Origin of the sequence: Lysinimonas soli (genome assembly GCF_042655435.1) — a bacterium.
Lineage (GTDB): Bacteria > Actinomycetota > Actinomycetes > Actinomycetales > Microbacteriaceae > Lysinimonas > Lysinimonas soli.
In genome coordinates this window covers 35,657-62,543 of sequence record NZ_JBHSMG010000004.1, presented here as the reverse complement: position 1 = coordinate 62,543, position 26,887 = coordinate 35,657, and the positions used below count along the sequence as shown (strand labels likewise).

At 70.4% G+C, this 26,887-nt stretch carries 27 protein-coding genes and 1 tRNA gene; 19 read left to right on the top strand and 9 right to left on the bottom strand.

The annotated features are described in order from the left end of the window. Nucleotides 1–108 precede the first annotated feature (108 nt). The 4 genes from ACFPJ4_RS13500 (at nucleotide 109) to ACFPJ4_RS13485 (ending at nucleotide 3,967) form a co-directional block, all read left to right on the top strand. On the top strand, nucleotides 109–882 hold the full coding sequence (locus ACFPJ4_RS13500; protein ID WP_386740973.1) for an ABC transporter ATP-binding protein: 774 nt from the start codon (nucleotides 109–111) through the stop codon (nucleotides 880–882). Beyond that, nucleotides 882–1,781 (top strand): ABC transporter permease, encoded by a 900-nt coding sequence (locus ACFPJ4_RS13495; protein ID WP_386740972.1) that lies wholly within the window; start codon nucleotides 882–884, stop codon nucleotides 1,779–1,781. The genes ACFPJ4_RS13500 and ACFPJ4_RS13495 overlap by 1 nt, the downstream gene beginning before the upstream one ends. A gap of 100 nt (nucleotides 1,782–1,881) precedes the next feature. Beyond that, nucleotides 1,882–3,057 (top strand): ABC transporter substrate-binding protein, encoded by a 1,176-nt coding sequence (locus ACFPJ4_RS13490; RefSeq protein WP_386740971.1) that lies wholly within the window; start codon nucleotides 1,882–1,884, stop codon nucleotides 3,055–3,057. 121 nt (nucleotides 3,058–3,178) lie between these two features. Beyond that, on the top strand, nucleotides 3,179–3,967 hold the full coding sequence (locus ACFPJ4_RS13485) for a creatininase family protein (protein WP_386740970.1): 789 nt from the start codon (nucleotides 3,179–3,181) through the stop codon (nucleotides 3,965–3,967). Here the strand turns inward: ACFPJ4_RS13485 and ACFPJ4_RS13480 are convergent. Beyond that, the gene (locus tag ACFPJ4_RS13480; protein ID WP_386740969.1) at nucleotides 3,964–5,274 is read right to left on the bottom strand and encodes an amidohydrolase family protein; all 1,311 of its coding nucleotides are present in this window, start codon (nucleotides 5,272–5,274) and stop codon (nucleotides 3,964–3,966) included. The genes ACFPJ4_RS13485 and ACFPJ4_RS13480 overlap by 4 nt on opposite strands. A gap of 213 nt (nucleotides 5,275–5,487) precedes the next feature. On the opposite strand from ACFPJ4_RS13480, the gene ACFPJ4_RS13475 reads away from it, so the two are divergent. Next, nucleotides 5,488–6,501 (top strand): XdhC family protein, encoded by a 1,014-nt coding sequence (locus ACFPJ4_RS13475; RefSeq protein WP_386740968.1) that lies wholly within the window; start codon nucleotides 5,488–5,490, stop codon nucleotides 6,499–6,501. Nucleotides 6,502–6,603: 102 nt separating this feature from the next. On the opposite strand, the gene ACFPJ4_RS13470 is transcribed toward ACFPJ4_RS13475, so the two are convergent. After that, nucleotides 6,604–9,279, bottom strand: a complete 2,676-nt coding sequence (locus ACFPJ4_RS13470; RefSeq protein WP_386740967.1) for a molybdopterin-dependent oxidoreductase — start codon at nucleotides 9,277–9,279, stop codon at nucleotides 6,604–6,606. After that, nucleotides 9,276–10,112 (bottom strand): FAD binding domain-containing protein, encoded by an 837-nt coding sequence (locus ACFPJ4_RS13465; protein ID WP_386740966.1) that lies wholly within the window; start codon nucleotides 10,110–10,112, stop codon nucleotides 9,276–9,278. The genes ACFPJ4_RS13470 and ACFPJ4_RS13465 overlap by 4 nt, the downstream gene beginning before the upstream one ends. A gap of 136 nt (nucleotides 10,113–10,248) precedes the next feature. Here ACFPJ4_RS13465 and ACFPJ4_RS13460 point away from each other — a divergent pair, with 136 nt between their 5' ends. The 3 genes from ACFPJ4_RS13460 (at nucleotide 10,249) to serA (ending at nucleotide 12,809) form a co-directional block, all read left to right on the top strand. After that, on the top strand, nucleotides 10,249–10,713 hold the full coding sequence (locus ACFPJ4_RS13460; RefSeq protein WP_386740965.1) for a hypothetical protein: 465 nt from the start codon (nucleotides 10,249–10,251) through the stop codon (nucleotides 10,711–10,713). Further along, on the top strand, nucleotides 10,710–11,102 hold the full coding sequence (locus ACFPJ4_RS13455; protein WP_386740964.1) for a hypothetical protein: 393 nt from the start codon (nucleotides 10,710–10,712) through the stop codon (nucleotides 11,100–11,102). Before ACFPJ4_RS13460 ends, ACFPJ4_RS13455 begins: the two co-directional genes overlap by 4 nt. Nucleotides 11,103–11,216: 114 nt before the next feature. Beyond that, nucleotides 11,217–12,809 (top strand): phosphoglycerate dehydrogenase, encoded by a 1,593-nt coding sequence (serA, locus tag ACFPJ4_RS13450; RefSeq protein WP_386740963.1) that lies wholly within the window; start codon nucleotides 11,217–11,219, stop codon nucleotides 12,807–12,809. Nucleotides 12,810–12,929: 120 nt separating this feature from the next. On the opposite strand, the gene ACFPJ4_RS13445 is transcribed toward serA, so the two are convergent. Beyond that, the gene (locus ACFPJ4_RS13445; RefSeq protein WP_386740962.1) at nucleotides 12,930–13,184 is read right to left on the bottom strand and encodes a DUF6458 family protein; all 255 of its coding nucleotides are present in this window, start codon (nucleotides 13,182–13,184) and stop codon (nucleotides 12,930–12,932) included. Nucleotides 13,185–13,395: 211 nt separating this feature from the next. Between ACFPJ4_RS13445 and ACFPJ4_RS13440 the strand changes: the two genes are divergently transcribed. The 3 genes from ACFPJ4_RS13440 to ACFPJ4_RS13430 are packed head-to-tail and all read left to right on the top strand — an operon-like array spanning nucleotide 13,396 to nucleotide 15,952. Further along, a complete protein-coding gene (locus tag ACFPJ4_RS13440) occupies nucleotides 13,396–14,448 on the top strand; it encodes a 3-isopropylmalate dehydrogenase (RefSeq protein WP_386740961.1) in 1,053 nt (350 codons plus the stop codon). Nucleotides 14,449–14,504: 56 nt separating this feature from the next. After that, complete coding sequence (locus ACFPJ4_RS13435; protein ID WP_386740960.1) at nucleotides 14,505–15,599, top strand: branched-chain amino acid aminotransferase; 1,095 nt, start codon at nucleotides 14,505–14,507, stop codon at nucleotides 15,597–15,599. Nucleotides 15,600–15,634: 35 nt separating this feature from the next. Continuing rightward, nucleotides 15,635–15,952: a choice-of-anchor Q domain-containing protein gene (locus tag ACFPJ4_RS13430; protein ID WP_386741094.1), complete on the top strand. Its 318-nt coding sequence runs from the start codon at nucleotides 15,635–15,637 to the stop codon at nucleotides 15,950–15,952. Here ACFPJ4_RS13430 and ACFPJ4_RS13425 read toward each other — a convergent pair. Then, nucleotides 15,945–16,583: an alpha/beta family hydrolase gene (locus ACFPJ4_RS13425; RefSeq protein WP_386740959.1), complete on the bottom strand. Its 639-nt coding sequence runs from the start codon at nucleotides 16,581–16,583 to the stop codon at nucleotides 15,945–15,947. The genes ACFPJ4_RS13430 and ACFPJ4_RS13425 overlap by 8 nt on opposite strands. A 23-nt stretch (nucleotides 16,584–16,606) precedes the next feature. Here ACFPJ4_RS13425 and ACFPJ4_RS13420 point away from each other — a divergent pair, with 23 nt between their 5' ends. From ACFPJ4_RS13420 to gltX, 5 genes are all read left to right on the top strand, one after another. Continuing rightward, on the top strand, nucleotides 16,607–17,395 hold the full coding sequence (locus tag ACFPJ4_RS13420; RefSeq protein WP_386740958.1) for a fumarylacetoacetate hydrolase family protein: 789 nt from the start codon (nucleotides 16,607–16,609) through the stop codon (nucleotides 17,393–17,395). Beyond that, nucleotides 17,392–18,693, top strand: coding sequence for an MFS transporter (locus ACFPJ4_RS13415; protein ID WP_386740957.1), 1,302 nt, complete (start codon nucleotides 17,392–17,394; stop codon nucleotides 18,691–18,693). The genes ACFPJ4_RS13420 and ACFPJ4_RS13415 overlap by 4 nt, the downstream gene beginning before the upstream one ends. Then, nucleotides 18,690–19,721: a YeiH family protein gene (locus ACFPJ4_RS13410; protein ID WP_386740956.1), complete on the top strand. Its 1,032-nt coding sequence runs from the start codon at nucleotides 18,690–18,692 to the stop codon at nucleotides 19,719–19,721. Before ACFPJ4_RS13415 ends, ACFPJ4_RS13410 begins: the two co-directional genes overlap by 4 nt. A 75-nt stretch (nucleotides 19,722–19,796) precedes the next feature. Then, a complete protein-coding gene (locus tag ACFPJ4_RS13405; protein WP_386740955.1) occupies nucleotides 19,797–20,651 on the top strand; it encodes an EamA family transporter in 855 nt (284 codons plus the stop codon). Between the two features lie 59 nt (nucleotides 20,652–20,710). After that, nucleotides 20,711–22,234 carry a glutamate--tRNA ligase gene (gene gltX, locus ACFPJ4_RS13400; protein ID WP_386740954.1) on the top strand — a complete coding sequence of 508 codons (1,524 nt, stop codon included), beginning with the start codon at nucleotides 20,711–20,713 and terminating at the stop codon, nucleotides 22,232–22,234. On the opposite strand, the gene ACFPJ4_RS13395 is transcribed toward gltX, so the two are convergent. Further along, nucleotides 22,231–22,698 carry a DUF1003 domain-containing protein gene (locus ACFPJ4_RS13395; protein WP_386740953.1) on the bottom strand — a complete coding sequence of 156 codons (468 nt, stop codon included), beginning with the start codon at nucleotides 22,696–22,698 and terminating at the stop codon, nucleotides 22,231–22,233. The genes gltX and ACFPJ4_RS13395 overlap by 4 nt on opposite strands. A gap of 107 nt (nucleotides 22,699–22,805) precedes the next feature. On the opposite strand from ACFPJ4_RS13395, the gene ACFPJ4_RS13390 reads away from it, so the two are divergent. Next, nucleotides 22,806–22,880: transfer RNA gene (locus tag ACFPJ4_RS13390), tRNA-Gln, on the top strand. A gap of 903 nt (nucleotides 22,881–23,783) precedes the next feature. Here the strand turns inward: ACFPJ4_RS13390 and ACFPJ4_RS13385 are convergent. Beyond that, complete coding sequence (locus ACFPJ4_RS13385; protein WP_386740952.1) at nucleotides 23,784–24,035, bottom strand: helix-turn-helix domain-containing protein; 252 nt, start codon at nucleotides 24,033–24,035, stop codon at nucleotides 23,784–23,786. A 128-nt stretch (nucleotides 24,036–24,163) separates the two neighbouring features. On the opposite strand from ACFPJ4_RS13385, the gene ACFPJ4_RS13380 reads away from it, so the two are divergent. Both ACFPJ4_RS13380 and ACFPJ4_RS13375 read left to right on the top strand, forming a co-directional pair. Then, the gene (locus ACFPJ4_RS13380; protein ID WP_386740951.1) at nucleotides 24,164–24,304 is read left to right on the top strand and encodes a hypothetical protein; all 141 of its coding nucleotides are present in this window, start codon (nucleotides 24,164–24,166) and stop codon (nucleotides 24,302–24,304) included. Nucleotides 24,305–24,370: 66 nt separating this feature from the next. After that, on the top strand, nucleotides 24,371–24,790 hold the full coding sequence (locus ACFPJ4_RS13375; protein ID WP_386740950.1) for a YkvA family protein: 420 nt from the start codon (nucleotides 24,371–24,373) through the stop codon (nucleotides 24,788–24,790). Here the strand turns inward: ACFPJ4_RS13375 and ACFPJ4_RS13370 are convergent. Both ACFPJ4_RS13370 and ACFPJ4_RS13365 read right to left on the bottom strand, forming a co-directional pair. Next, nucleotides 24,776–25,417: a GNAT family N-acetyltransferase gene (locus ACFPJ4_RS13370; RefSeq protein ID WP_386740949.1), complete on the bottom strand. Its 642-nt coding sequence runs from the start codon at nucleotides 25,415–25,417 to the stop codon at nucleotides 24,776–24,778. The two genes, ACFPJ4_RS13375 and ACFPJ4_RS13370, sit on opposite strands and share 15 nt — an antisense overlap. 38 nt (nucleotides 25,418–25,455) lie before the next feature. After that, the gene (locus ACFPJ4_RS13365) at nucleotides 25,456–26,814 is read right to left on the bottom strand and encodes a D-alanyl-D-alanine carboxypeptidase family protein (RefSeq protein ID WP_386740948.1); all 1,359 of its coding nucleotides are present in this window, start codon (nucleotides 26,812–26,814) and stop codon (nucleotides 25,456–25,458) included. Nucleotides 26,815–26,887: the final 73 nt, after the last annotated feature.

The window sequence follows — 26,887 nt, the reverse complement described above, 5'->3', positions numbered from 1 at the left end:
CACACGCGCGAAATACGGCGGCCCTAGCTTCGGAGATGTTACTTCCATCAACATTTGCCTCGGCGTTGCGGCAGACCCTTCTTCGTGGAAAGCGAGCCGGCCGTGGCGATGACCGCACCCTCCCCGACAGCGGCTCGTGCCATCGGGGACGCGCCGCTCGTCGACTTCCAGAACGTCGCGATGAAGTTCCCCAACGGCACGGTCGCGCTCTCGGGGGTCGACATCACCGTCAAGCGCGGCGAGTTCGTCACGGTCGTCGGACCATCCGGATGCGGTAAGTCGACCCTGCTGCGCATCGCCTCCGGTCTCGAGACCGCCAGCGAGGGCACGGTCACCGTCTCCACCGACCGGATCGGCTACGTCTTCCAAGACGCGACCCTGCTGGCCTGGCGCGACGTGCAGCGCAACGTCGAGCTGCTGGCCGAACTCAACAACCAGCCCATCCGCGTGCGCCGGCCCAAGGCGAACGCGGCGATCGAGCTGGTCGGGCTCAAAGGCTTCGAGAAGCACCTGCCCAAGCAGCTCTCCGGGGGCATGAAGATGCGCGCGTCGCTTGCGCGCTCGCTGACCCTCGACCCCGAGCTGTTCCTGTTCGACGAGCCGTTCGGCGCGCTCGACGAGATCACCCGCGAACGACTCAACGACGAGCTCATCCAGCTCTTCGTGCGCGAGGGCTTCGCGGGGATGTTCATCACCCACTCGGTGTCGGAGGCCGTCTACCTGTCGACCAAGGTCGTCGTGATGTCGGGCCGTCCGGGGGCGATCGTCAAGACCTTCGACGTCCCGTTCGACATGCCACGGGACCCCGACATCCGCTACACGCCCGAGTTCGCCGAACTCGTCGGCGAGGTATCCCACGCCCTCCGGGAAGGACATCACTGATGGCCGCCAGCGACGCCTCCGCCGTCATCACCGACGTGGTCCGCGACGCACCGCAGATCGCGGTCGCCGACGTCGCCGACATGCCGGTCTCGCGCAAGGCCGTGCGCTCGCGCGGGGAACGGGCGGGCCGTGCGCTGCGCGCCACTCTTCCGCCGCTCGCGGTCTTCGTCGTGATCATCGCGATCTGGTACGGCGCGCACGCGATCCTCGGGGCGGGGCGCGCCTTCCTCGTCCCGACCCCCGACGAGGTGCTCACGCAGGGCTTCTTCGGGCCGAGCGGCGGGCAGATCATCATCGCGGTGTTCCGCACGACCGGGGTCGCGGTCACGGGTCTCGTGATCGCCGCCGCCCTCGGGATCGCCTGGGCGACCGCGATGGCTCTCGCCAAGTGGGTGCAGCGCTCGACCTATCCCTACGCGGTGATCCTGCAGTGCATCCCGATCCTCGCGCTCGTCCCCCTCATCGGAGTCTGGTTCGGTTACGAGTTCACGGCGCGAGTCGTCGTCTGCGTCATGATCGCGCTCTTCCCGATGGTGGCGAACACCCTGTTCGGGCTGCAGTCCGTCGACCGCTCCCAGCACGAGCTGTTCCGCTTGCAGAAGGCCGACCGCTGGACCGTGCTCAGCAAGCTGATGTTCCCGGCGGCGCTGCCGTCGATCTTCCTCGGGCTGCGCACCTCGGCCGGTCTCTCGGTGGTCGGCGCGATCGTCGGCGACTTCTTCTTCCAGCGGGGGACGCCGGGCGTCGGCACCCTGTTGCAGACCTACGCGCGGCTGCTCAGCTACCCGCAGTTGTTCGCGGCCATCATCACCTCCGCCCTGCTCGGCGTCGCGATGTTCTTCATCTTCGGGCTGCTCTCGCGGCTCGCCGTCGGCAAGTGGTACGACCCGGTCAACTGACCCGACGCCCCCGTTCTTCCTGACGAACCACCCCGCACCACCTCTGCACCGTCCCTTGCACCGCCCTTCCCGCTCTGCACATCCGATGAAAGAGAGACACATGCACAAGTCCCACCGTCGCATCGTCGCCATGGCCGGCACGATCGCCGTGGCCGCCAGCCTGGCCGCCTGCGCATCCACCCCGTCCAGCGGCACGAGCGCCTCCGCCGCGAGCGCCACCGTCGACCTCGCTGCCGCGGGGTGCCCGGCGACCATCGTCATCCAGACCGACTGGAACCCGGAGTCGGAGCACGGCCACCTCTACGAGATGCTCGGCAAGGACGCGGTCATCGACGCCGACAAGAAGTCGGTGTCGGGAACGCTCGAGCTGGGTGGCAAGTCCACCGGCGTCAAGGTCGAGATCCGCGCGGGTGGGCCCGCGATCGGCTTCACGGGCGTCGCGGCGCAGATGTACACCGACACGAGCATCACGATGGGCTACGTCACGACCGACGACCAGATCGCCAACTCGGCCAAGACGCCCACCAAGGCGTTCTTCGCCCCGCTCGACGAGAGCCCGATCATGGTCATGTGGGACCCGAAGACCTACCCGGACGTGAAGACGGTGAAGGACCTCGGCAAGGCGCTCACCAAGACGGGCGGCGTCTGGCGCTACTTCTCGGGCTCGGCCTACATCGACTACCTGACGGATGCCGGCTACATGACGAAGGCCGAGCAGGACTCCAGCTACGACGGCACCCCCGCGAACTTCGTGGCGGCCGCAGGCAAGGACGTCCAGCAGGGCTTCGCCTCCGCTGAGCCGTACATCTACGAGCACGAGGTTCCGGCCTGGAACAAGCCGGTCAAGTACGCCCTGATCTCGTCGACCGGATGGGACCCGTACCAGTCGTCGATGGCCGTGCGCACCGCCGACTTCACGAAGCTCACGCCCTGCCTCAAGGCGCTGACCCCGGTGCTGCAGCAGGAGGAGGTCGACTACTTCGCCAACCCGAAGGCGGCCGACGCGCTCATCCAGAAGCTGGTCGCGGCCTACAACACGGGCTGGACCTACAGCCCCGGCGTCGCCGACTACTCGCGCAAGACGATGATCGCCGACAAGCTGGTCAGCAACGGCACCAACTCGACCCTCGGCGACTTCGACAAGGCCCGCATGGACAAGTTCTTCACCGCGGCATCGGCCATCTACACGAAGCTGGGGACGAACATCGACCCCAAGCTGAAGGCCGATGACCTCTACACGAACGAGTTCATCGACAGCTCGATCGGGCTCAAGTAACCGCACAGTACCGACGGCGCCCTCGGCTCCCGTTCCGCTTCGGCGGGCGGGGTCGGGGGCGCCGCCACGATCCACTGCGCACGATCCATCTCCTCACGATCCACGAAAGGCATGGCACCGGATGACCAGTCGCAAGTTCGCCGAGCTGAGCGGCCCGGCCGTGACGTCCACGCTCACGGATCGCTCGATCCTGATCGTGCCGATCGGCGCGATCGAGCACCACGGCCCCCACCTGCCGCTCATCACCGACGCGCTGATGGCGGAGACCGCCGCCTCCGCTGCGGTCGCCGCGGGCGTCGAGGCCGGCCTCGACCTCTGGCAGCTTCCGACCCTCTCGGTCGGCAAGTCCGACGAGCACTACTGGGCGCCGGGAACCCTCTGGCTGAGCGCCAGCACCCTCATGTCGGTGCTCGAAGACCTCGGCCGCTCGGTCGCGATGACCCCCGCGCCCAAGATCGTGTTCATGAACGGACACGGCGGCAACGTGGCGTTGTTGCAGGTCGCCGTGCGCCAGCTGCGACGGATGTTCGGACTGCAGACCTTCGTGATGCCCGCCCTGCGGATCGCGGCCGGCACCGGGCGCGACGGCGAGCCCGACGAGTTCGGCCAGGGCATCCACGGCGGATACGCCGAGACCTCCGTCGTCATGCACCTGCGCCCCGACCTCGTCGACGAGAGCCTGTTCGCGCGCAACGTGCCGGAGCACCTCGCCGAGTACGAGCACCTGGGCTTCAACGGCAAGCCCGTGCAGTTCGGCTGGTTGAGCAACGACTTCGGGCCGAGCGGCGTGATCGGCGACCCGACGGGCGCCAATGCCGAGGCCGGCCGGCGCGGCTTCGAGTCGAGCGTCGGGCTCGCGGTCGCGGCACTCACCGAGATCGACCGGTTCAGTCTGCCGCCGCGCGGCTAGACCGGCGTGCGCGCGAGCCGCTCGCTCAGACGGGCGACGAGCTCGCGCTCCTCGGCGTTCACCAGTTCGTAGTCGCGCACCACGAACTCGCCCGCGACGATGACGTGGCGTGGCCGCCGTCCGGGCGCTGCCCAGAGCAGCCCGGCCACCGGATCGGCGACGCCCGCGTCGGCCACGCCGCTCACGTCCCAGACGCAGAGGTCGGCCGCGGCGCCGGGGCGCAGGTGCCCGAGCTCGACGCGCCCGAGGCCGGCCGCCGACCCCGCGCTCGCCATGGCGAGCACCCGACGGGCCGGCAGCTGCTCGCCGACCAGCCCGGAGACCTGCAGGGCGAGCCGTGCATCGGCGAGCAGATGACCGGCGTCGTTGGATCCGCCGCCGCTCGTGCCGAGGCCCACCGCGACGCCCGCCGCGGCGAGCCGGGCGACGGGGGCGATGCCCCAGCCCATCGGCACGTCGCATCCGGGCGCATGGGTCGCTGTCACGCCGGCCGCAGCCAGTCGTGCGATCTCGTCGTCGGTGACCTCGCAGAGGTGCGCGATCGTGACGTCGTCGGCCAGCCAGCCCCACTCCTCGAGCAGTTCGAGGGGCCGCTTGCCGTACCTCTCGAGCGCGATGGCGACGTCGACCTGCTCGTTCGCCTGCGTTCGGCGGTGAAGCCCGTGGCGCGCGGCCACCTCGCCGAGCAGCTCGAAGGTCTCGCGCGGATCCGAGTGCACGCCCGCCGGCCCGACCGCGAGCTGCAGCATCCCATCGGCCGACACCCCGCCGTGCGTTCCGGGCAGCAGCGCGTCGACGATGGCCTGCGCCGAGGATGCCGCGGCCTGCGGGTCGTCGCGCGCGGCCCCGCGCACGAAGGCGACGCGTCCGCCGAGGGCGCGGGCGGCATCCGTCGTCGCGCGGGCGATCTCGACGCTCTCGGCGGTGGTGGCGGAGCCCCAGTTGAGGTGATGGTCGGCGACCGTCGTGACCCCGCTCAGCAACCCCTCGGCCACGCCGATCCCCGCTGCGATCGACGCGAGTTCCGGGTCGATGCCGACACGGGCATATGCCGAGGCCATCGTCGGCAGCCAGTCGGCCATCGGGACGCCGCGCGTGCCCGGCAGCGTGCGGAACGCGCTCTGCAGCAGGTGGTGGTGGGCGTTGACGAGGCCGGGGGTGAGGACGTGCCCGGTGACGTCGAGGGTCGTGGCGTCGGCGGCATCCGAGCCCGCGGCAGCGACTCGCGCCCCCTCCAGCAGAAGCTCGCCCGTCGTCTCGGTGGTCTCGTCGACGACGATCGCCGTCGCCCCCGTCAATCGCAGCATGCGACGATCCTGGCATCCGCATGTGTCGGCCAGATGTCGGCCCCTGCCGACGCTCGCCGCCGCACCCGCGAACGGTGCCGAATGGCTCGTCCCGAGGGAATGAACCGCCATTCGGCACCATTCGCTGCAGTCACGGCCGCCAATGAGACCCGCGCCAACGTCAGCCCGGCCCCACGTAACGTGGCCGCAACGCGCGTGTGCGACGCTGGCGGCATGCTCGAGCTGGCCGACCGTCTGCTCGCCCGCCTGGACGGTGACGACACGCACCCCGGCGGGCCGCTCGTCGTGGCCACCGTCGTCGGAATCGACGGGAGTTCGCCCCGCATGCTCGGAACCTCGATGGCCTGGGACGGCGAGGCCGTCATCGGCAGCATCGCCGGCGGCTGCGTCGAGGGCGCAACCGTCGAGGTCGCCGAGCGTGTGCTCGACGACGGTCGCACCCGCACCGTCGAGTTCGGCGTGAGCGACGAGACCGCGCTGGGGGTGGGGCTCAGCTGCGGCGGCCTGCTCCGCATCCACCTCGCCCTGCTGCGACCGGATGACGCGGCCGTCGCCGCGCTTCGGCTCGCGGCATCCGGGCGGTCCGCCGGGGTGAGCATGACGCCCGACGGCTTCGATGCCGCCGACTGCGCGGTCGAGGGCTCCTTCGTCGACTTCCGGATGCCGCCCGCCCGCCTGATCGTGATCGGCGCCATGGAGTACTCCACGGCCCTCTCCAACGCGGCCCAGGTGCTCGGCTATCGCGTCACGGTCTGCGACCCGCGCGAGCTGTTCACGACGGCGGCACGGTTTCCGGGAGCGGAGCTCGTCGTCGAGTGGCCGCCGGACTACCTCGCGCGCACCGCGATCGACGAGAGCACGGTCATCTGCCTGCTGAGCCACGACGACCGCTTCGACGCGGACGCGCTCGCGCTCGCGCTGCGCTCGCCGGCCGCCTACGTCGGGGCGATGGGCTCCCGCCGCACCCACGCGCGCCGGGTCGCCGCGCTGCGACAGCGAGGCGTCGGCGAGCGGCTGCTCGATCGCCTGCACTCGCCGATCGGGCTGGACCTCGGAGGGTCGACGCCCGAAGAGACGGCACTGTCGATCCTCGCCGAGGTGCTCGCGGAGCGCACCGGTGCCAGCCGCCGGCCCCTGCAGACGACGCAGGGCGCGATCCACTCGCGCGACCCGCAGCCGGTGCTGCACGCGCAGCCGACGCAGCCGGCGCTGCACGATGTCGGATGAGCGGGGTCGTCATCGACGTCTCGGCGCCGTGACTCCGCGTCGCCCGACATCGTGCACGGGCGGGCGATCGGGCGAACGCAGGCTCGGGGGAGCGCGGGGCCGTCAGCCGTCGGCGGCCAGCCGCCACACCCGGTCGCGCGTCATGGGCAACTCGTGCGGACGCACCCCGATCGCGTCGCGGATCGCGTTGGCCAGGGCAGGGGCGACCGGGTTGTACGGCGCTTCGCTCATCGACTTGGCACCGAGCGGGCCGAGCTCGTCATGGGTCTCGGCGAACAGCACCTCGGTGCGCGGCACGTCGCCGAACGTCGGCACGCGGTAGTTGCGGAACGTCGCGGTCGTGATCCCGCCCTCGCCGTCGAGCCGCACCTCCTCGTAAAGCGCGCTGCCGATCGCCTGCGCCGTGCCACCCTCGATCTGCCCGCGCAGCTGCTCGGGATTGAGCACGGTGCCGGCATCCGCAGCCTGGATCGACCGCAGGATGCGCACCTCGCCGGTGTCCGGCCGCACCGCCACCCGGAAGCCGTGCACGTTGAACGCGACCGAGCGCGGGGTGCCGTCGGAATGCCCGCGCGCCTCGTGCGCCCCGCCGCTCGCCAGCTGAGCTGCCAGTGCCGTCGCCGCCCGGAACACCGCGGTGCCCGCCACGACGACCCCGGTGGATCCGTACGCGCCGGTGTCGTGCCCCGCCAGATCGGTGTCGGACTGGCGGATCCGGATGCGGTCGGCCGTCGTCCCGAGGGCCTGCGCCGCGAGCTGGGCGTGCACCGTCGTCGAGCCGTTGCCGAACTCGGCGGTTCCGACCTCGAGTTCGAACAGTGCGCCGTCGACCTGTTCGCCCTCCAGTGCCCGGATGGCCGCGTCGGCGTAGTGCCCCCGCGGCGGGATCGTGGCGATCATGGCGAGGGCGACGCCCGTGCCGACCGCCCACCCTTCGGGGACGGGCTCCGCGTCGGGCCGGGCGAGCGCCGCCTCGACCAGGTCGAGGCACTGCCCGGCGCCGTGCGCCCCGCGGTACGCGAGATCGTCGGGGGCCTCGTGCTCGATCGTCCGCAGCGCATCCCCGGGCACGACGACGTTGCGGCGCCGCAGCTCGATCGGGTCGATCCCGAGGCGGCGGGCGAGCTCGTCCATCGCCGACTCGATCGCGAAGATCACCTGCCCGAGGCCGTAGCCGCGGAAGGCGCCCGACGGCGGGTTGTTCGTGTAGACCGACTGGGCATCCACCCGCACGTTGGCGCAGCGGTATGCGGCGATCGACTCGTGCACCGAGTGGTACATCACGCCGATGCCGTGGTTGCCGTACGCGCCGGTGTCCATGAGCTGGTCCACCGCGAGCGCGGTCAGCGTGCCGTCGGAGGCCGCGCCGAGCGTGACCGACACCCGCATCGGATGCCGCAGCGGCGCGATCCGGAACTCGTCCTCGCGGGTGAACTCGTACTGCACCGCGCGACCGGTGCGCAGCACGGCAAGGCTCACGATGTCTTCGGTCAGCAGCTCCTGCTTGCCGCCGAAGCCGCCGCCGACCCGCGCCGCGAATACCCGCACCCGGGCCGCGTCGAGCTCGAAGATCCGGGCGATCTCGTCGCGCACCAGGTAGGGAACCTGGCTCGAGGTGCGCAGCACGAGTCGTCCGTCGCGGTCGAGCCAGCCGCGCGTCGCGTGCGTCTCGAGGGCGGCGTGCGTCACGCGCGGCGTGCTCCAGGTGCCGCTCACCGTGACCGCCGCGGCGGCGAGGGCCGCGTCGACGTCGCCTCGCTCGCCGTGCTGCTCGGCGACGGTGTTGCGCTCGGGCGCCGCGGCACGTGCCTCGGGCGCGAGCTCCGGATGCACGAGCGGCGCCCCGAGCCGGCGCGCCGCCTCGGGGTCGAACACGGCCGGCAGCACCTCGTACTCGACCCGGATCGCGGCGAGCGCGCGTTCCGCCTCGGCGACCGAGTCGGCGACGACCGCCGCGACGCGCTGCCCGCGGAAGCGCAGCACGCGATCGAGCACGCGGGTGTCGTCGGGGTCCTCGAGCCGGTTCTGGTGGCGGCCGGTCGAGAAGGCGGTCGCGGGCGCGTCGCGGTGGGTCAGCACGAGACGCACTCCGGGCATCGCCTCGGCCGCCGAGGAATCGATCGAGAGGATGCGGGCGTGCGCGTGCGGGCTGCCCAGCACCGCGAGGTGCAGCAGCGCCGTCGTCGCGCTCCCGGCCGCCCGGGCCTCGTCGCCGTACTCGGAGGCGGGGCCGTCGAGGGTGTACTGCTCGCGCCCGGTCACCACGCGCCAGGCGGCAGGGGCGGCGACCGAGCGGCCGCCCGCCGCTCCGGGCTCGGGGGTCTCGACGTTGCGCACCGCGTGCAGCGCATCCGAGATGGAGCGATAGCCGGTGCAGCGGCAGAGGTTGCCCTTCAGCATCCTGGGCAGCTCGTCGAGGTCGGCGGCCTGGAAGGTCGAGGCGGTGACGACCATGCCCGGCGTGCAGAATCCGCACTGGAAGGCCGCGGCGCCCACGAAGGCGGCCTGCACCGGATGCGGCACCGCACTGCCGTCGGCGGCCCGCCTGCCCAGCCCCGCGGCGGTCGTCACGCTGGCCCCGTCGAGCCGATGCGCCGGCACCAGGCAGGAGTGCAGGGCGACCCCGTCGACCAGCACCGAGCAGGCTCCGCAGTCGCCCGCGTCGCAGCCCTTCTTCACCTCGGGATGACCGTTCTCGCGCAGCAGGGTTCTCAGCACCTGCCCGTTGCGTGGCTCGACCTCGAGCGGCTCCCCGTTGACGGTGACCACGATCGTCATGGCGTCGCCCCGTCCCGGGCGACCGAGCGAGTCGTCAGCTCGTTCCGCAGCTCCTCGGCGAACCGCAGGGTCATCGCGCGCCGCCAGTCCGGCGCGCCGTGCGCGTCGTCGTGCCAGTCGTCGATCGCCGAGACGGCGTGCGCGAGCTCGCGGTCGCCCGGCATCCGAGCGAAGCGCAGCTGGTACGGCCGCGGGGTCGCCGCGGTGATCGTCACGACGAACTCCCCGCCCGCGTCGACCCGGGCGATGACGAAGGCGGCGGATCGGCCGAGTTCGCTCAGCGCGATCCGGCGCATCGCGACCCGGGCCGCGAGGGCGACCGCGGGAAGCTCGATGGCACGCAGCACCTCGCCGGGCCTCAGCGCGGTGCGGCGCACCCCGAGCACGAACTCGGTGACGGGCAGTCGGCGCTCGCCGCCGCCCGGCATCCAGATGACGGCGACGCCGTCGAGGGCGGCGGTCAGCGAGGTCATCGGACCGGCAGGCAGAGCGAGGCAGACGTTGCCGCCGACCGTGGCCACGTTGTGCACCTTCCAGGAGCCCAGCAGCGCGTCGACCGCCGGTGCGAACAGGGCGTCGGCGGGGCGGGCGGGGTGCCGCGGCATCCGGCGCAGTTCGGCGAGCGTGCAGGTGGCCGCGATCTCGAGGCCGCCGTCGGGCGACTCGACGATCGGTTCCCAGCCGAGCCCGGTCAGGTCGACGAGACCGTGGATGCCCGGCTGCGGCTCCGAGAACAGCCAGCTGCCGCCGCCGAGGGCGACCTCGTGCGCTCCGAAGGTCAGATCGTTCCGGCGGCGCGCGATCCGCGTCTCGCGCACCTCGATCAGATCCATCCGGCGAGTCAACATCATCGATGTGTCGCACGTGTAACGCCCGCGCGACGCCCGACGACCTTGGTGCGGGTGGCGGCGCGACCCGATGGGGCGGCGGCATGGTCAAACTTGCAGCCGGAGCGGAGAGAATGGGCACGTGAAGAAAACGGCGGGCGACGCGTCCGAACCCGACGCGCTCGACGACGACGCGGAGGCCCTGAGTTGGGCGGGCGACGATCTGCGCGGCGGCATCGACCCCCTCACCCGCAACCGAGCGGTCGACGAGGTCGACGCCGAGGGCGGCGACGTCGGCTCGGATGTCGCGGCCGCCCCCCGCAGCATCCCGCGCACGGCGGTCACCGCGCTGTTCGCCGTGCTCTACCTTGCGGTCGTGGTGGGGTGGATCCTCTCCGTGCAGATCACGGTCTCGAGCGCCACCGACACCTTCTCTCAAGTGGCGTGGCAGTTCGGAGAGTTCGTCTCGATCATCTCGGGCGCGCTGTGGTTCCTCGCCACCCTGACGCTCACGCGCGAGAGCCGCACGGCGGTGCGGCTCGGCTGGTTCGCGCTCGGCGTCGTGGTGCTCGTGCCGTGGCCGGTTCTGCTGGCGGCCCTCGGATGAGCGCCGAATCCATGCGCCCCGAAGCCGCCCCCGAGGCGCTCGACCTCGAGGAGGTCGAGCCCGCGGGCCTGCGCGGCATCGTGAGCATCGTCGTCACCCTGCTCGTGTTCGCGGCGCTCTACGCGTATCCCTTGTTCGAAGGCATCTCCAACCTCGTCGCGCTGCCCGGCTTCTACGCCTCGCTCGGCATCGGCGGCGCGGTGCCCTGGTGGCTGCTGATCGTCGGCGTCGCCGCACCGGTCGTGCTGTACGCGGCGGCGCTGCTGCTCGGACGGCGGCGGGAGCTGTTTGCCCGCGCGCTGATCCTCGCGGTGGGTCTCGCGGCATCCAACGCCCTGACGCTGAGCGTCATCCAGTGGGCGGCGGCCGTGCAGCCGGCGTTGAAGTAGTCCCGACGGCCGGCTCAGGCGGGTCAGGGCGCCCTCCGCGCACCCACTAAACTGAACCCCGCTGTGCCTGCCACCCTGAGACGCACAGATCGCCGACCCCGAAGGAACGCTCTCGTGGCCAAGCCGGTCGTCCTGATCGCCGAAGAACTCTCGCCCGCCACCGTCGCCGCCCTCGGGCCCGACTTCGACGTCCGCAACGTCGACGGCACCGACCGACCCGCTCTGCTGGCCGCGCTCGCCGAGGCCAACGCGATCCTGATCCGCTCCGCGACCCACGTCGACGACGAGGCGATCGCCGCCGCGCCCCAGCTCAAGGTCGTCGCCCGCGCCGGCGTCGGGCTCGACAACGTCGACATCAAGGCGGCCACCGAGGCCGGCGTCATGGTGGTCAACGCGCCGACTTCCAACATCATCAGCGCCGCCGAGCTCACGATCGGGCACCTGCTGAGCATCGCCCGCCACATCCCGGCGGCGAACGCCTCGCTCGCGGCGGGGGAGTGGAAGCGCTCGAAGTACACCGGCGCCGAGCTCTACGAGAAGACCGTGGGCATCATCGGCCTCGGCCGCATCGGCGCGCTCATCACCACCCGCCTGCAGGCCTTCGGCATGAACGTCGTCGCCTTCGACCCCTACGTCACGGCGGCACGTGCGCAGCAGATGGGCGTGCAGCTGCTCTCGCTCGACGAACTGCTGGCCCAGTCCGACTTCATCACCATCCACATGCCGAAGACGCCCGAGACGACCGGCATGATCGGCGCCGCCCAGCTGGCCGCCATGAAGAAGACGGCGTACATCGTGAATGTGGCCCGCGGCGGCCTCATCGACGAGGATGCCCTGGCCGACGCTCTCGAGAACGGCATCATCGCGGGCGCCGGCATCGACGTCTTCGTGAGCGAGCCCCCGACCGGCTCGCGGCTGCTCGGCCTGGCGAACATCGTGGTCACCCCGCACCTGGGTGCGTCCACCGACGAAGCGCAGGAGAAGGCGGGCGTGTCGGTCGCGAAGTCGGTGCGGCTCGCCCTCGACGGTGAACTCGTCCCGGATGCCGTCAACGTCGCCGGCGGCGTGATCGACCCGACGGTGCGTCCCGGCATCCCGCTCATGGAGAAGCTCGGGCAGGTGCTCGCCGGACTCGCCGAGGCACCGCTCGCGAGCGTCGACATCGAGGTGCGCGGCGAGATCGTCGAGTTCGACGTGAGCGTGTTGCGGCTCGCGGCGCTCAAGGGCCTGTTCTCGAACACCGTCAGCGAACAGGTCAGCTACGTCAACGCGCCGATCCTGGCCGAGCAGCGCGGCATCGCCGTGCGCCTGACCACCGACCCGGTGAGCGACGAGTACCGCAACGTGCTGACCATCCGCGGCGCGACGAGCGAGGGGCACCAGCTCTCGGTCAGCGGCACCCTGACCGGCCCGAAGCAGGTCGAGAAGATCGTCGAGATCAACGGCTACGACGTCGAGGTGCCGTTCGCCGAGCACCTCATCGTGATGCTGTACACGGATCGCCCCGGCATCGTCGCCATCTACGGCAAGCAGTTCGGCGACGCCGGCATCAACATCGCCGGAATGCAGATCGCGCGGCAGCGGGCCGGCGGGCAGGCGCTGAGCGTGCTGACCGTCGACTCACCGGTTCCCGAGGGGCTGCTGCAGACCGTGCGCGACGCGATCGAGGCCGACTCCCTGCTCGAGATCGACATCGTCGAAGACTGACCCGCCCGCGGTAGCCCCGCCCTTCAACAGCCGAGCGCCGCGCGATCTTGCGAACGCCCGGAGTATTCGGGGCGCGGTCGCGAGATCGGACGGCGCTCGGTGGCGGGGCGGGGCCGCGGCTCAGGGGAGCGGGTCGACGTCCGTCTTGCGCGAGGCGACGCTCTCGCCGCTCTGCGGGTCGACGGCGGTGTGCACGGTCGTGACCGTGCTGCGCTTGCGGAGCATCAGCACGAGCCCGAGGATCACGACGACAACACCCGCGCCCATCAGCAGATCGCCGACGAGTTCGAGGTCGATCCAGGCCGCCTGAACGCGCAGTGCGAATCGCAGGACGGCGCCGATGACGAACAGAAAGATTCCGAGTCCAATACTCATGTCGCCGAGCCTACGCCAACCATGTCCCCCATTTGGGGGACGGCCCGATCCATCCAGGCTCGCGCGATAGGCTGACGAACGCCTCGGATGCCCTGATTCGCACGCTCCTGACCGCGGGCCTGGGAGGCACCTGGCAGTTCGCTCCACCCTCGAAATTCACCCGGAATCGCCCGAATCGGCCGGATCCGGCTCGGACCCAGCAGGAGACCGCGTGACCCGCACCATCGACCTCGCCACGATCCCCGGCGACGGAATCGGCCCTGAGGTGGTCGCCGAGGCGATCGCCGTGCTGCGCGCGGCAACCGCGGGGGAGGCCGAGATCGCGACGACCGAGTATCCGTTCAGCGCGGCCCACTATCTCGCGACCGGCGCGATCCTGACCGACGACGACCTGGCGAGCCTCGCCCGGCACGAGGCGATCGTGCTCGGGGCCGTCGGGGGCGATCCGCGCGATCCGAAGCTCGCGGGTGGAATCATCGAGCGCGGCCTGCTGCTCCGGCTGCGCTTCGCCTTCGACCACTACGTCAACCTGCGTCCGACCCGCCTGCTGCCGGGCGTGAAGAGTCCCCTCGCGGCGCCCGGTGATGTCGACTTCGTCGTGGTGCGGGAGGGTACCGAGGGCCCGTATGTCGGCAACGGCGGCGCGATCCGCGTCGGGACCCCGCACGAGATCGCCAACGAGGTGAGCGTCAACACCGCCTACGGGGTCGAGCGCGTGGTGCGGTACGCCTTCGAGCTCGCCGAGAGGCGCCGCAAGAAGCTCACGCTGGTGCACAAGACCAACGTGCTGACCAATGCGGGCACCCTCTGGTCGCGCCTCGTGCGGGCCGAGGCGGCCAATCATCCGCAGGTGGACTGGGACTACCTGCACGTCGACGCCGCGACCATCTTCCTCGTGACCGATCCTGCTAGGTTCGACGTGATCGTCACAGACAACCTCTTCGGCGACATCCTCACCGATCTGGCCGGCGCGATCAGCGGCGGCATCGGACTGGCGGCCTCGGGCAACATCAACCCCGACGGCGCGTTCCCCTCGATGTTCGAGCCCGTGCACGGATCGGCTCCCGACATCGCGGGGCAGCAGAAGGCCGACCCCACCGCGGCGATCCTGTCCACCGCGCTCCTGCTCGACCACCTCGGGCTTCCGGATGCGGCGCGACGCATCGAAGCGGCGGTCGCCGCCGACCTGGCCGAGCGCGGCACCGCCTCGCGCACCACGAGTCAGGTCGGCGCTGCCATCACCGCCCGGGTGAGCGCACACTAGACACCAAGCTCTCGACAAGAAGAACGGCAGACACGATGGCCATCAACCTCCTCCCCATGGCGACGCAGAGCCTGCTCTGGCAGGTCACCCGCAACGACCACCCGGCCGGCGACGCCGAGCGCGCCGAGATCCTGGCGAACCCGGGGTTCGGCAAGTGGTTCACCGACCACATGGTCGACATCTGCTGGTCGGAGAAGGGCGGATGGCACCGGCCGCGGGTGCAGCCCTACGGCCCGATCTCGATCGAGCCGGCCGCCGCCGTGCTGCACTACGGCCAGGAGGTCTTCGAGGGGCTCAAGGCGTACCGTCACGCCGACGGGTCGATCTGGTCGTTCCGGCCCGAGCAGAACGCGGCGCGCCTGCAGCGCTCGGCCCGCCGCCTCGCCCTGCCTGAGCTGCCGACCGAGTACTTCCTCGACTCCATCAAGCGGCTCATCGCCGTCGATGCCGTCTGGGTTCCGGATGCCCCCGAGACGAGCCTCTACCTGCGGCCCTTCATGTGGGCCAAGGAGGCCTTCCTCGGCGTGCGCCCCGCGGCGAAGGTGAACTACAACGTCATCGCCAGCCCGGCGGGGGCGTACTTCTCGGGCGGCGTCGAGCCGGTCTCGATCTGGCTGTCGACGAACTACACGCGCGCCGGCCACGGCGGAACCGGGGCGGCGAAGACCGGCGGCAACTACGCGTCGTCGCTGCTTCCGCAGGCGGAGGCCTACGAGAACGGCTGCGCCCAGGTGCTCTTCCTCGACGCCCAGCAGGGCAAGTACATCGAAGAGCTCGGCGGCATGAACGTCGTGCTGGTGACGAAGGACGGGACCCTGCTGACCCCCGACAGCGACTCGATCCTCGAGGGCATCACGCTCGACTCGATCCTCAAGCTCGCCCGCGACCGCGGTTTCAAGGTGGAGCAGCGTCCCATCACGATCGACGAGTGGCGCGAGGGTGCCGAGTCGGGCGAGATCGTCGAGGCCTTCGCCTGCGGCACGGCCGCCGTGGTGGTTCCGATCTCCGACATCAAGTCGTCGAGCTTCGGAATCTGGATGCCGGAGCCCGAGGGCGAGCGCGTCTCGCTGTCGCTGCGACAGGAGCTCACCGACATCCAGTACGGCCGCGCCGAGGACCGCCACCACTGGATGATGCGCCTCGACGCCTAGCGTTGGGTGACGCGCTGAGGTGAGCCGGTCGCTCGATTCGCCCCGAGCGCTGCTACGGTGGCCGCACCCCGAGACCCGTCGGGCGAGTCCCTTTCCGATCGGCGATCGACGCCGGCGACCCGGCCTTCAGCGACCCGGTCACGGTGGATCAGCGTGGCCTGACCCGCATCGTGCGGGTGATCGACATCGGCGCGACGGAGGTGCAGGCCACGGTTCCGGCTCGACTGCCTGCGACCGGCTTGCCGATCGGCGACGGGCTCGCTGCGGCGCTGCTGCTCCTGATGCTCGGTGCCGGGTTGCTCGGCGTCCGGGTGCTCGAGGTGTGCGGCCGCACGCGGCGCCCGCTCAGCTGACGCGCGCCGCAAACGCCGCAACGGCATCCGCGGCTTCCGCCATGTTCTGGGCGTAACTGCGCCCGCTGACCGCCGCGCGCGGGCGGAGGTCGTGATCGCCGTCCTCGAGCCAGAGCACGTCGATCGCGGGGGAGAGCCCGTAGCCCACCACCTCGTCACGCCCGCCGAAGGGGTCGCGCGTGCCCTGGCAGATCAGCGTGGGGACTCGCAGCGTCAGCAGATGCGCCGTGCGCAGCTGCCCGGGCTTCTCGGGCGGATGGAACGGGTAGCCCCAGCAGAGCAGCCCGTCGATCATCCCCTCATCGGCCAGCTCGTCGGCGATCATGCTGGCGACGCGGCCGCCCATCGACTTGCCGCCGATCAGCAGCGACCTCGGGACACCGAGTTCGCGCACCGCATCGACCGCATCCCGGTACTCGGGTGCGAGGGTCTCGGCACGCGGCGGCGGTCTGCGCACGCCGTCGCGTCGCCCGGCCATATAGCCGAACTCGAAGCGCACAACGCGGATGCCGCGCGCCACCAGCGCGGCCGTGATCTCGTTCATCCCACGCGAGTCCATCGCCGCACCGGCCCCATGCGCCAGCAGCAGTGTCGAGTCGGCCGTGGGGTCGCCGTCGGTCAGCAGATGCATCCCGCAAGACTAGGCTCGAAGCCGTGAAGGTAGCCCGGTTCAGCACTCCCGGCGACGACCCCCGTTTCGCGATCGTCGACGACGACGAACTCGTGGTGCTGGCGGGAGATCCGATGTTCGCGGGGTATCACCCGACGGGGGAGCGGGTGCCGCTCGCCGACGCCCGGCTGCTCGCGCCGGTGATCCCGCGCTCGAAGGTGGTGTGCGTCGGGCTGAACTACGCGGAGCACCGGCAGGACATGGCGAACAGCGTCGACGCCCCCGAGAACCCCCTGATCTTCCTGAAGCCGAACACGGCCGTCATCGGGCCCGGCGACGCCATCCAGATCCCGCCCGTCGAGGGTCGCATCACGCACGAGAGCGAACTCGTGGTGGTGATCGGCAGGATCGCCAAGCAGGTTCCGGCCGAGCGCTGGGCCGACTACGTGTTCGGCTACACCATCGGCAACGACGTCTCGGCGCGCGATCAGATGTTCGCCGACGGTCAGTGGGCCCGTGCCAAGGGCTACGACACCTTCGCTCCGCTTGGCCCCTGGATCGAGACCGAGCTCGACCCGAGCGATCTCGAGATCAGCAGCCAGGTCGACGGGGAGCCGCGCCGGCACGGCAACACGAAGGACCTGCTGCACAAGATCCCCGAACTCATCGCCTACATCACCGATGTCTGGACCATGCTGCCGGGTGACGTGATCATGACCGGCACCCCCTCCGGACTCGGCGGGTTCGTGCACGGTCAGACCATCGACATCACGATCGAAGGAATCGGGACGCTCAGCAACCCGGCGCGCAACCGCGACGCTCCGGCGCCGTGACCGCCGTCACCGTGGCCGAGGTGCGCTCGGTCCGGCGACGCAGCAGGTTCGCGCTGATCACCGGCCAGGCGCTCGCCGGCATCGGCATGGGCGTCACCTTCTCCTCCGGAGCCCTGCTCGCGACACGGGTCTCGGGCTCGGAATCGTGGTCGGGCATGTCGGCGACGATGACCGCCGTGGGTGCCGCCGTCGCGGCGGTGCCGCTCGCGGCGCTCGCCCGCCGGCACGGTCGGGCTCCGGCGCTCACGACCGGAGCTCTCGTGGCGGCGGGCGGCGCGGCCGTCGCCCTGGTCGCCGCCGTGATCGTGTCGTTCCCGCTGCTTCTGGTCGGCCTCGCCCTGGTGGGCGTCGGCACCGCGGTGAACCTCCAGTCGCGGTTCGCCGCGACCGATCTCTCCGATCCCGGCGGGCGCGCCCGCGACCTGGCCGTGGTGGTGTGGGCGACCACGGTGGGCGCCGTCTCGGGGCCGAACCTCATCCAGTTCGCGGATGACGTGGGCCTGTCGATCGGGTTGCCGGCCCTGACCGGCCCGCTGCTCTTCACGATCGTCGCGCAGCTCATCGCGGCGACCATCTACTTCGTGGCGCTCCGACCGGACCCGCTGCGGCTCGCGGCGCGGATCCGGGCGGAACGCACCGCCGCGGGGGTCGTGTCGTTCGCCGGTCTCGATCGCAACGGTGTGCGCACCGGGGTCATCTCGACCTCGCTCAGCCACGCGACGATGGTCGCCGTCATGTCGATGACGCCCGTGCATCTCATGGACAACGGCGCGAGCCTCGTGATCGTGGGCGTGACCATCAGCCTGCACGTGGCCGGGATGTATGCCGCGTCGCCGATCTGGGGCCTGCTGGCCGATCGACTCGGACGGGAGCGGGTGATCGCGATCGGGCAGGGGCTGCTGCTCGCCTCCCTGCTGCTGACCTCGTTCGGGTCCGCTCGCGCCGACCTCGTGATGATCGGTCTCGTGCTGCTCGGGCTGGGCTGGAGCGCCTCGACGGTGGCGGGGTCCGCCCTGATCTCCGAATCCGCCGATCCGGCGCGGCGCACGGTCGTTCAGGGCCGCGCGGACCTCGTGATGAGCGGCACGGGCGCCGCCGGCGGGGCGCTCGCCGGTCCGATCCTCGCGGCGATCGGTTACTCGGGCCTGGCCCTGGTGGCGATCGCGCTCGTGGCCACGGTGCTCGTCGCCCTCGCCTGGCGGGCGCGTCGGCGCGCGTCGTCACCGGGCGAACCGGACGACGCGATCGCGTTCGGGGCCGACGAGGCACCGACCACGCCCGCGCGGGGCGTGCCGTGAGCGAGCGCCGGCGGATCCAGGTGCCCCGGGGCGCGGTCTGGCTGCCGGGGCTCGCGGTGGTGGCGGCGGGCGCGGCGGCCGGCTACGGCATCCACCTGCTGGTTCCCGTGATCCCGTGGCTGACCGCGTCGATCGTGCTGGGAGTCGTCATCGGGTCGATCGGGCCGGTCCGACCGGTTCTCGAGGGCGTGCTGCGCCCGGGCCTCGGCGTGTCGGCTCGCCGCCTGCTGCGGCTCGGCATCGTGGTGCTCGGCCTCAAGCTGAGCCTCGCCGACATCGCCCGGCTCGGCTGGCTCGCCGTCGTCGCGATCGTCGCCCTCGTCGGCGTCAGTTTCGTGCTCACCTGGGCGATCGCGACGGCGCTGCGCCTTCCGGGCGACGAGCCGGTCATGCTGGCCGCCGGGTTCTCGATCTGCGGCGTGAGCGCCGTCGGCGCCATGAGCGCCGCCCGGGGCACCGACCCGAAAGACACCGGCACGCCGATCGCCCTCGTCACGCTCTACGGCACCGCGGCGATCGCGCTGCTGCCCGCGCTCGCCGTACCCCTCGGTCTGAGCCAGGTGACCTTCGGCCACTGGGTGGGGGCGAGCGTGCACGACGTCGGCCAGGTCGTGGCCACGGCGGGAACCGCCGGAGCCGCCGCTCTCGCGATCGCCGTCGTGGTCAAGCTCACCCGCGTTCTCATGCTCGCGCCGATGGTCGCGATCGCCTCGGTCTCGACGCGGCGACGGGCGGCACGCCTGCCCGCGACCGACGAGGTGGCGCCGCCGCGGCCGCCGATCGTGCCGCTGTTCATCGTCGGGTTCGTGGCGCTCGTGCTCGTGCGCACCTTCGTTCCGGTACCGGATGCCGTGCTCGCCGTCGCCGATGTCGTCCAGTCCGCGCTGTTGGCGGCTGCGCTGTTCGCGATCGGCACCTCGCTGCGGCTCGAGCGGCTGGTGCGATCGGGTCCGCGCGCCCTCCTCGCCGGCGCACTCAGCTGGACCGCGATCCTGGGACTCGCCCTCCTGGTCGCGGTGCTCACCTGATCGCGCTCGCGGCGGGGAGGCCAGGGCCCGTCGCGCCGGTCACCACGCGACGGTGGCATCCGGTTCACTAGGGATGTGATCGCCCTCCTCGGACTCTCCAGCGCCCTCGTCTACGGAGCCTCCGACTTCCTCGGCGGTCTCGCCTCGCGGCGGATGACCTCCCTGCTGGTGAGCCTGCTGAGCCAGCTGGCGGCGCTGCTGATCGTCACGGTCGTCACCGTGTCGGGCTCGGGGCACTGGTCGGCGTCGGCGGTGCTGCTCGGCGCCGTGGCGGGCGTTGCGGGCGGCATCGGCACCTGGGCGTTCTACGCCAGCCTCGCGATCGGCCCGATGAGCGTCGTCTCGCCGGGGGTCGCCATGATCTACGCCGTCGTTCCGGCGATCGTCGGCTTCGCGATCGGTGAGCGGATCGCGCCGCTCGGTTACGTCGCGCTCGCCGCCGTCGTCGTGGCGGCGGTGCTGCTCGCGGTGCCGCGGCAGCGCGATCCGGTGCGGGTCACGCCGCGGGCGGTCGTGCTGGGCTCGATCGCCGGAATCGGCTTCGCCGGCTACATCATCGCGATCGGCCGCACGCCGAGGGATTCCGGGCTGGCGCCCCTGCTCGTCGACCTCTGCGTTGCGACGCTGCTCTACGGCACGGTGCTGCTCGTGAACCGCGTGCGGCGGGGCAGGGCCGAGCTGGCGGGGCTGGGCGATCGGCTCGGCGTCGTGCAGGCGGTGCTCGCCGGCATCCTGCTCGCCCTCGGCAACATCCTGCTCGTCGTCGGACTGCACCTCGGCGACCTGGCGGTCATGGGCGTGCTCAACGCGCTCTACCCGCTCGGCACCGTGATCCTGGCCTTCTTCGTGCTGCGCGAACGACTGAGCGTCCTTCAGGCCGTCGGCATCGTGCTGGCCCTGGCGGCCTCGGCCGTGCTCGCGGTCGTCTGAGCCGCTGGGCGGCGAGAGGCGCGAGCCCGGCGGCGTCGCGGTCGCTAGGCTCGATTCCGATGTCTCTTCCGTTCTCCACCGCCACCGGCTCGGCCGTGCGCGTGCGCTTCTGTCCCTCGCCCACCGGCACCCCGCACGTCGGGCTCATCCGCACCGCGCTCTTCAACTGGGCGTACGCGCGTCACACCGGCGGAAAGCTGATCTTCCGCATCGAAGACACCGACCCGGCCCGCGACAGCGAAGAGAGCTACCTCCAGCTGCTCGACGCGCTCGGCTGGCTCGGGCTCGACTGGGACGAGGGGGTCGAGAAGGGCGGCCCGCACGCGCCGTACCGGCAGTCGCAGCGCACCGAGATCTACCGCGAGCTGATCGCCCGCCTCACGGATGCCGGCCTGCTCTACGAGAGCTTCGTCACCCCCGACGAGATGGAGGCCCGCAACGTCGCGAACGGCCGCGACCCCAAGCAGGGTTACGACAACTTCGAGCGCGAGCTGACCGCCGAGCAGCGCGCCGCCTACCGGGCCGAGGGGCGCGAGCCCGCCCTTCGCCTGCGGGTGCCCGACACCGAACTGAGCTTCGACGATCTCGTGCGCGGGCCGATCACCTTCCCGGCCGGGAGCTTCACCGACTTCGTGGTGGTGCGCCCGAATGGGGCCCCGCTCTACACCTTCGTCAACCCGGTCGACGACGCGCTGATGGGGGTGACCCACGTGCTCCGCGGCGAGGATCTGCTCTCGAGCACCCCGCGGCAGATCGCGCTCTACCTCGCCCTGATCGAGCTCGGGGTGACCGACTTCGTGCCGCGCTTCGGCCATCTTCCGCTCGTGCGGGGCGAGGGCACCAAGAAGCTGAGCAAGCGCGATCCCGAGTCCAACCTGTTCCACCACCGGGATCGCGGCTTCATCCCGGAGGGGCTGCTGAACTACCTGGCCCTGCTCGGCTGGTCGATCGCGCCCGACCGCGACATCTTCACCCGTGACGAACTGGTGACGGCCTTCGACATCGTCGATGTCAACCCGAACCCGGCCTCATTCGACCAGAAGAAGGCCGACTCGATCAACGGCGACCACATCCGGATGCTGGCCCCCGACGATTTCGAGGTGCGCATCCTGCCCTACCTGGCCGGCATCGTGAGCGACCCCCCGACGCCCTCGGAGCGGGCCATCCTGCGCGAGGCCGCCCCGCTCGTGCAGGAGCGCATCGCCGTGCTCAGCGAGGTGCGCGAGCTGCTGGCGTTCTTCTTCCAGGCGGATGACGCGATCGCCTACGAGCCGGATGCCCTACCCACCGACCGCGACCAGGCGCGCCTCGTGCTCGACGCGGCCTACGCCTGCCTGGAGCAACTCGACGACTTCTCCCGCGAGGCGATCGAGTCGGCTCTGCGCGTGTCGCTGACCAACTCGCCCGAGGAGGGCGGCGCCGGCCTCAAGCCGCGGCTCGCCTTCGGACCGCTGCGCACGGCCCTGAGCGGCAAGCGCATCAGTCCGCCGCTGTTCGAGTCGATGGAGATCCTCGACAAGGAGGCGACGCTCGCCCGCATCGAGCGCTTCCGGCAGGCGCTCGAGCAGCCCCTGCCCGCTTAGGCCGAGCCCTCGACGACCGTCCCCGTGCCGGCGGATCGGGCCCTCTCGACCCGCTTCGTCGTCTCGGCGGAGTCGGCCGGCCTGCCGCACAGCTGGTTGAGCAGTTCGAGCTGGGCGCGGTTGATCGCCATGAGCTCCTCGATCTCCTTCTTGGCGGCCTTGTTCGTTTGATAGTCGTGCGTCGAGAGGGCGGCGGCGATCGCATCCTGGCGTTTCGCGGCGATGAGCAGGATCGCGCCCTGCAGGCCGGCCAGCATGCTGAGGAACAGGTTCAGCAGGATGAACGGGTACGGATCCCAGGCGATCTTGAAGCTGTTGACGATCGCCCAGACGATCATGAAGGCGACGAAGCCGCCGACGAAGAACCAGCTGCCCATGACGTTGCGCAGGCGGTCCGCGGCCTTGTCGCCCTTGGTCAGGGTCTTGCGGTGGTCGGCGTGCCAGTCGGCGAGGGGTCGAGTCATGAAGGGAGTGTGTCATGTCGTATGCTGGACGACGGCCCGCCGCGCATCCGTCTCACGACGGTGTGAGGGGTCAAACTTCGAAACTGCCCTCTGACCAGGGTTTTCGATGGGGTATGGTGTAATTGGCAACACGGCTGATTCTGGTTCAGTTGTTCTTGGTTCGAGTCCAGGTACCCCAGCCAAGGTTGGCTTACTCAAACCAAGGCGCGAAAAGAGCGCCAAAGTAGCCCAAGATATTCATCCAAAGGGACGACGCGTGTGGCGCCGTCCCTTTTTGTTTCCTGCTCACTCTGAAGTGACGTCGAGATATCGGGCGACGCGGCGCGAACGGCGCCCAATTCCAAAGAATAACTGAGCTTTGCGGGCCAGGAACCGTGAGCCTGACCCGGAGGGCTCCCCGGTCGGAGTGAACGATCGTGCGGGCGGGTTTAGGTCGCCAGCGGAATAGGTGATCAGCGATCGATCAACCGACGCAACGGCAAGAGATACCAACTGCCTGATGCAGGAACTGGTAATCCCCGCCTCCCTGGAGGCGACGTTCGGGACTAGATCGGAACGCTTTGGCCACCCCTAGCCACACACAGCTGCGCGAGGCAATCGGTGACCTGGACTTCCTTCTCGCGTTCGGGGCGGGCGAACATTGCGCTGCGGAGACTCGCTTCCAGAGTCGGCGATCTCCGCTATTCGTTCTCGCAAGTGCGGTGGGAGATGAGTGATTTCGGTGAGAGCGTCCGGATTTTAATGGCACCCGTTCTGGGGTAGACGCGTAATCAGATGTTCACATGGGGAGTTCTCAGGTAACGCTTTTCGGGTACTAACGTTTCCTCACCGGTGACGCGTTGGAGCGTTGTTGGTCGGGCGAACCATTGGCAGCTCGTGGCTTCTCTTCGCTGGGATGTTGTCGTGGCTCGTGTGTCCTCCGCCCGTCGTGTGCTGATTCCGATTGTCGCGGTTGCGGCACTGGTCGTCGGGGTGCTGACGCCGCTCCCCGCTGAGGCGGCCCAGGCCGCCCCTCAGGCGCAAGCGATTACGGAGCCTGACCCGGTTTCCCGGACATCTTGAGTGAGGCGATGACCGTTATGGACCTAGACCCGGATGTGCGGAAGCTCCTGCTGGCGCTGGAGCGGATCCGTCTCGATGATGAGGACCGTGCGGCTTGACGGCCGGCCCATTACGACCCCGGACTCGCTGAGTTTGCGCCGCAGCGTCGATTTCGGAACGCCAAGCTGATCCGCGAGCTGCTGGAGTGATGTCCCCTCTTGGTAGAGACGGGCTGCTTCCGCCAGTACCCCGTCCGAAGGGGCTTGCTTCCGAACCTCTCCGCCGGCTCTGCGCACCAGCCGCGGCACCGTTGAGGCGGCGCGCCGTATTCCTTTGCGAGGGCTTCCGCGGCCAGTCCGCCCTCGTACTCAGCGACAAGATCCGCGACGCGCGTGCTCCCGAGCCGTCGCTCGACATTGTGGATGTGCACCTCATACGCCTTCTCGGCTGCTCTCGGGCTCGCCTGGATCCGCTCGTATACTCGGACGAGTTCCTCGAGGGTCTTCTCCGGGTGCTGCGGCCGCGTGAATCGAGCGAGGGCGTCTACCAGGGCCTCAAGGTCTAGGTTTGAATATTTCGTTACCGAGCCAGCAACTGTTGCTTTGCTCAAACCGAAGCACATGATCGACTCATGACCCAGTGGTGGCAGCTCGCTCTCGGTGTCGTCGGCGGCCTGGTCATGCTGTGGCTTCTCCTCGTGCTGTTCCTCTGGACCGAGCAGCGTCGTCATCCCGAAGCGGCGAGTCTGCGAGACCTCCTGCGTCTCGCCCCGGATGTCGCGCGGCTGCTCACGCGCCTGGCGGGCGACCGCACGGTCTCGATCGGCGTTCGCATCTGTTTGGGTGCCCTGCTGGTCTACCTGCTGTCGCCGATCGATCTGATTCCCGACTTCATCCCCGTGCTCGGGTACGCCGACGATGCCATCGTGGTCGCGATCGCCCTGCGGTTCGCGGTCCGGCGGGCCGGGCCGGAGGCGATCCGCCGGCACTGGCCGGGTACGCCGGAGGGCCTCGCTGCGGTGCTCCGGCTGGCCGGCCTACGACCCGGATAGCGCCAGCCGCACGACGGCGCGGCCGTCGAGGGGTCGTCCGCTGATCTCGAAGCCTGCCGCCAGGAAGGCCGACAGCGGCCCGTGGTAGAGATCGGCCGAGCTGACCTTCTCGCCCGCGGTGTCGACCGGGTAGGCCTCGACGACCCGTGCGCCCCCGCGCCGGGCCTCGGCGACCGCCCCGCTCAGCAGGGCGCCAGCCACGCCGCGGCGGCGGAATCCGACGCGGACCACGAAGCAGGTGATCGCCCAGACGGATGCCGCGTCGGCGCCGTCGACCGGATCGATGCTGCCTGCGATCGCTCGTCCGCGCAGGATGAGCGGATACGCCGAGCGCGGCTCGACCGCCGCCCAGCCGACCGGCTCCCAGCTCTCAGAGCCGGAGCCGGGCTCCAAGCCGGAGCCGAGATACGCGAGAACCCCCGGTCCCGCGGAATGGGACGCACGCGCCGCGTCGACCTGCTCGCACAGGGCGCCCTCGAAGGCCGCGGCGCCTTGCTGCTTCCAGGCGGCGGCATCCGTCTTGAAGAACTGGCACCAGCACCTGGCGGGATCGCCGCGCGTGCCGAACACCGTGCGCACATCGTCCCAGGGGGCGTCGACGACCGAAACGATCCGCAGTTCGCTCATTCCGCGAGACTAGCGATCGCCACCGACGACTGCGACAGCTACTTCCACAGCTGCTGCGGATGGGTGAGCCGCCACCAGGCGCTCGGCGGCTTGATGCTGCCCTTCAACACGACCGGTACCGACACCGTGTTCTTGCCGGCCTTCCAGGTCACGGTGCCGACCTTCTCGCCGTCGGCACCGGTCTTGAGAGTCGTGGTCGTCATCGTCGATGTGATGGGCGTGTTCGACCAGGTGAACACCGAGGCGCTCGAGCCCAGCACCATCGTGGCTTTGCTTCCCCAGGGTGTCGAATAGGTGCCGACCTGCTGCCCCTCGGTCGCGAGCGAGACCTCATGGAAGCCCGAGCCGAGGCTCGTGAGCAGGGCACGCACATCGGCGTTGACCGAGCTGTGGGTGTCTCCGCCGAGTACCACGCCAATGATGGTCAGCGGGGTGGAGGTGCCGACCGACATCGTGGCGGAGAACAGCAGGTCCGACCCCGCCGAATCGAGGGTGCCGGTCTTGATCCCGTTGATCCCGTCCGACCCGAGCAGGTCGTTCGTGTTCGGCAGACCCCCCAGCGCCGGCACGTCGAGGCGGATCTTCGCCACGATCTCGGCGACCGCCGGGTTCGCCATGGCGAGCTTGCCGATGGCGATCAGGTCGCTCGGGGTGCTGGTGTTGCGGTCGTCGATCCCCGTCGGCTCGACCATGGTCGTGCCGCCGAGGCCGTGCGCCTTCAGCCACCGCTTGGTGGCGCTCACGAACCCGGCGTTCGATCCGAACGCCCAGTCGGCGATCGCTTCGGCGTAGTTGCAGGCCGAGACGACGAGCATCGTCTCGATGGCATCGTGCTCCGACATCGTGCTGCCCGTCGGCATCGCCGCGATCGTGGCGTTGAGCAGGTAGTACTTGTCGTAGAGCGCGTGATCGGCCTTGTCGAAGGTGAGGGTGGGACCGGCTCCGGAGCGCAACGGCTTGGCGTCGAGCACGACCATCGCGGTGATCAGCTTGCTGATGCTCGCGATCGGCAGGGGAGAGTCACCGCCGCTCGAGGCGAGAATGCCGCTCGCGCTCGCGCCCAGGTAGTCATCCGCCCCGGCGACGCTCAGGGCCGACTCGCCCTCCGGCGGCATCGCGAGGGTCGTCGCGGCGGGCGGCGTCACGTCGGGACGGTGGACGGTCGAGGCGGCCGCGCCGATGGGAGCCGTCAGCGCCAGTGGGATGTAGGTGCCGACGACGGCGAGCACTACGAGGCCGACGACGAGGCCGGCCACGCGCCCACGACGACGGCGGCGGCGACGCTCGACCGGATCCGGTTCCGCGGGCCGGCTGGGGCGCTGGCGGTCCTGGGCCTCGGCGCGGCGCAGCATCTCGGTGAAGTCCGAGAATCCGTCATTCGGATCGTAGTTCGACACAGCGGTGGTCCTGAATCAGAGCGAGCGGAAATGCTGAGGTCTGATCATGGTATCCGACCGGGCGCGGACGGTC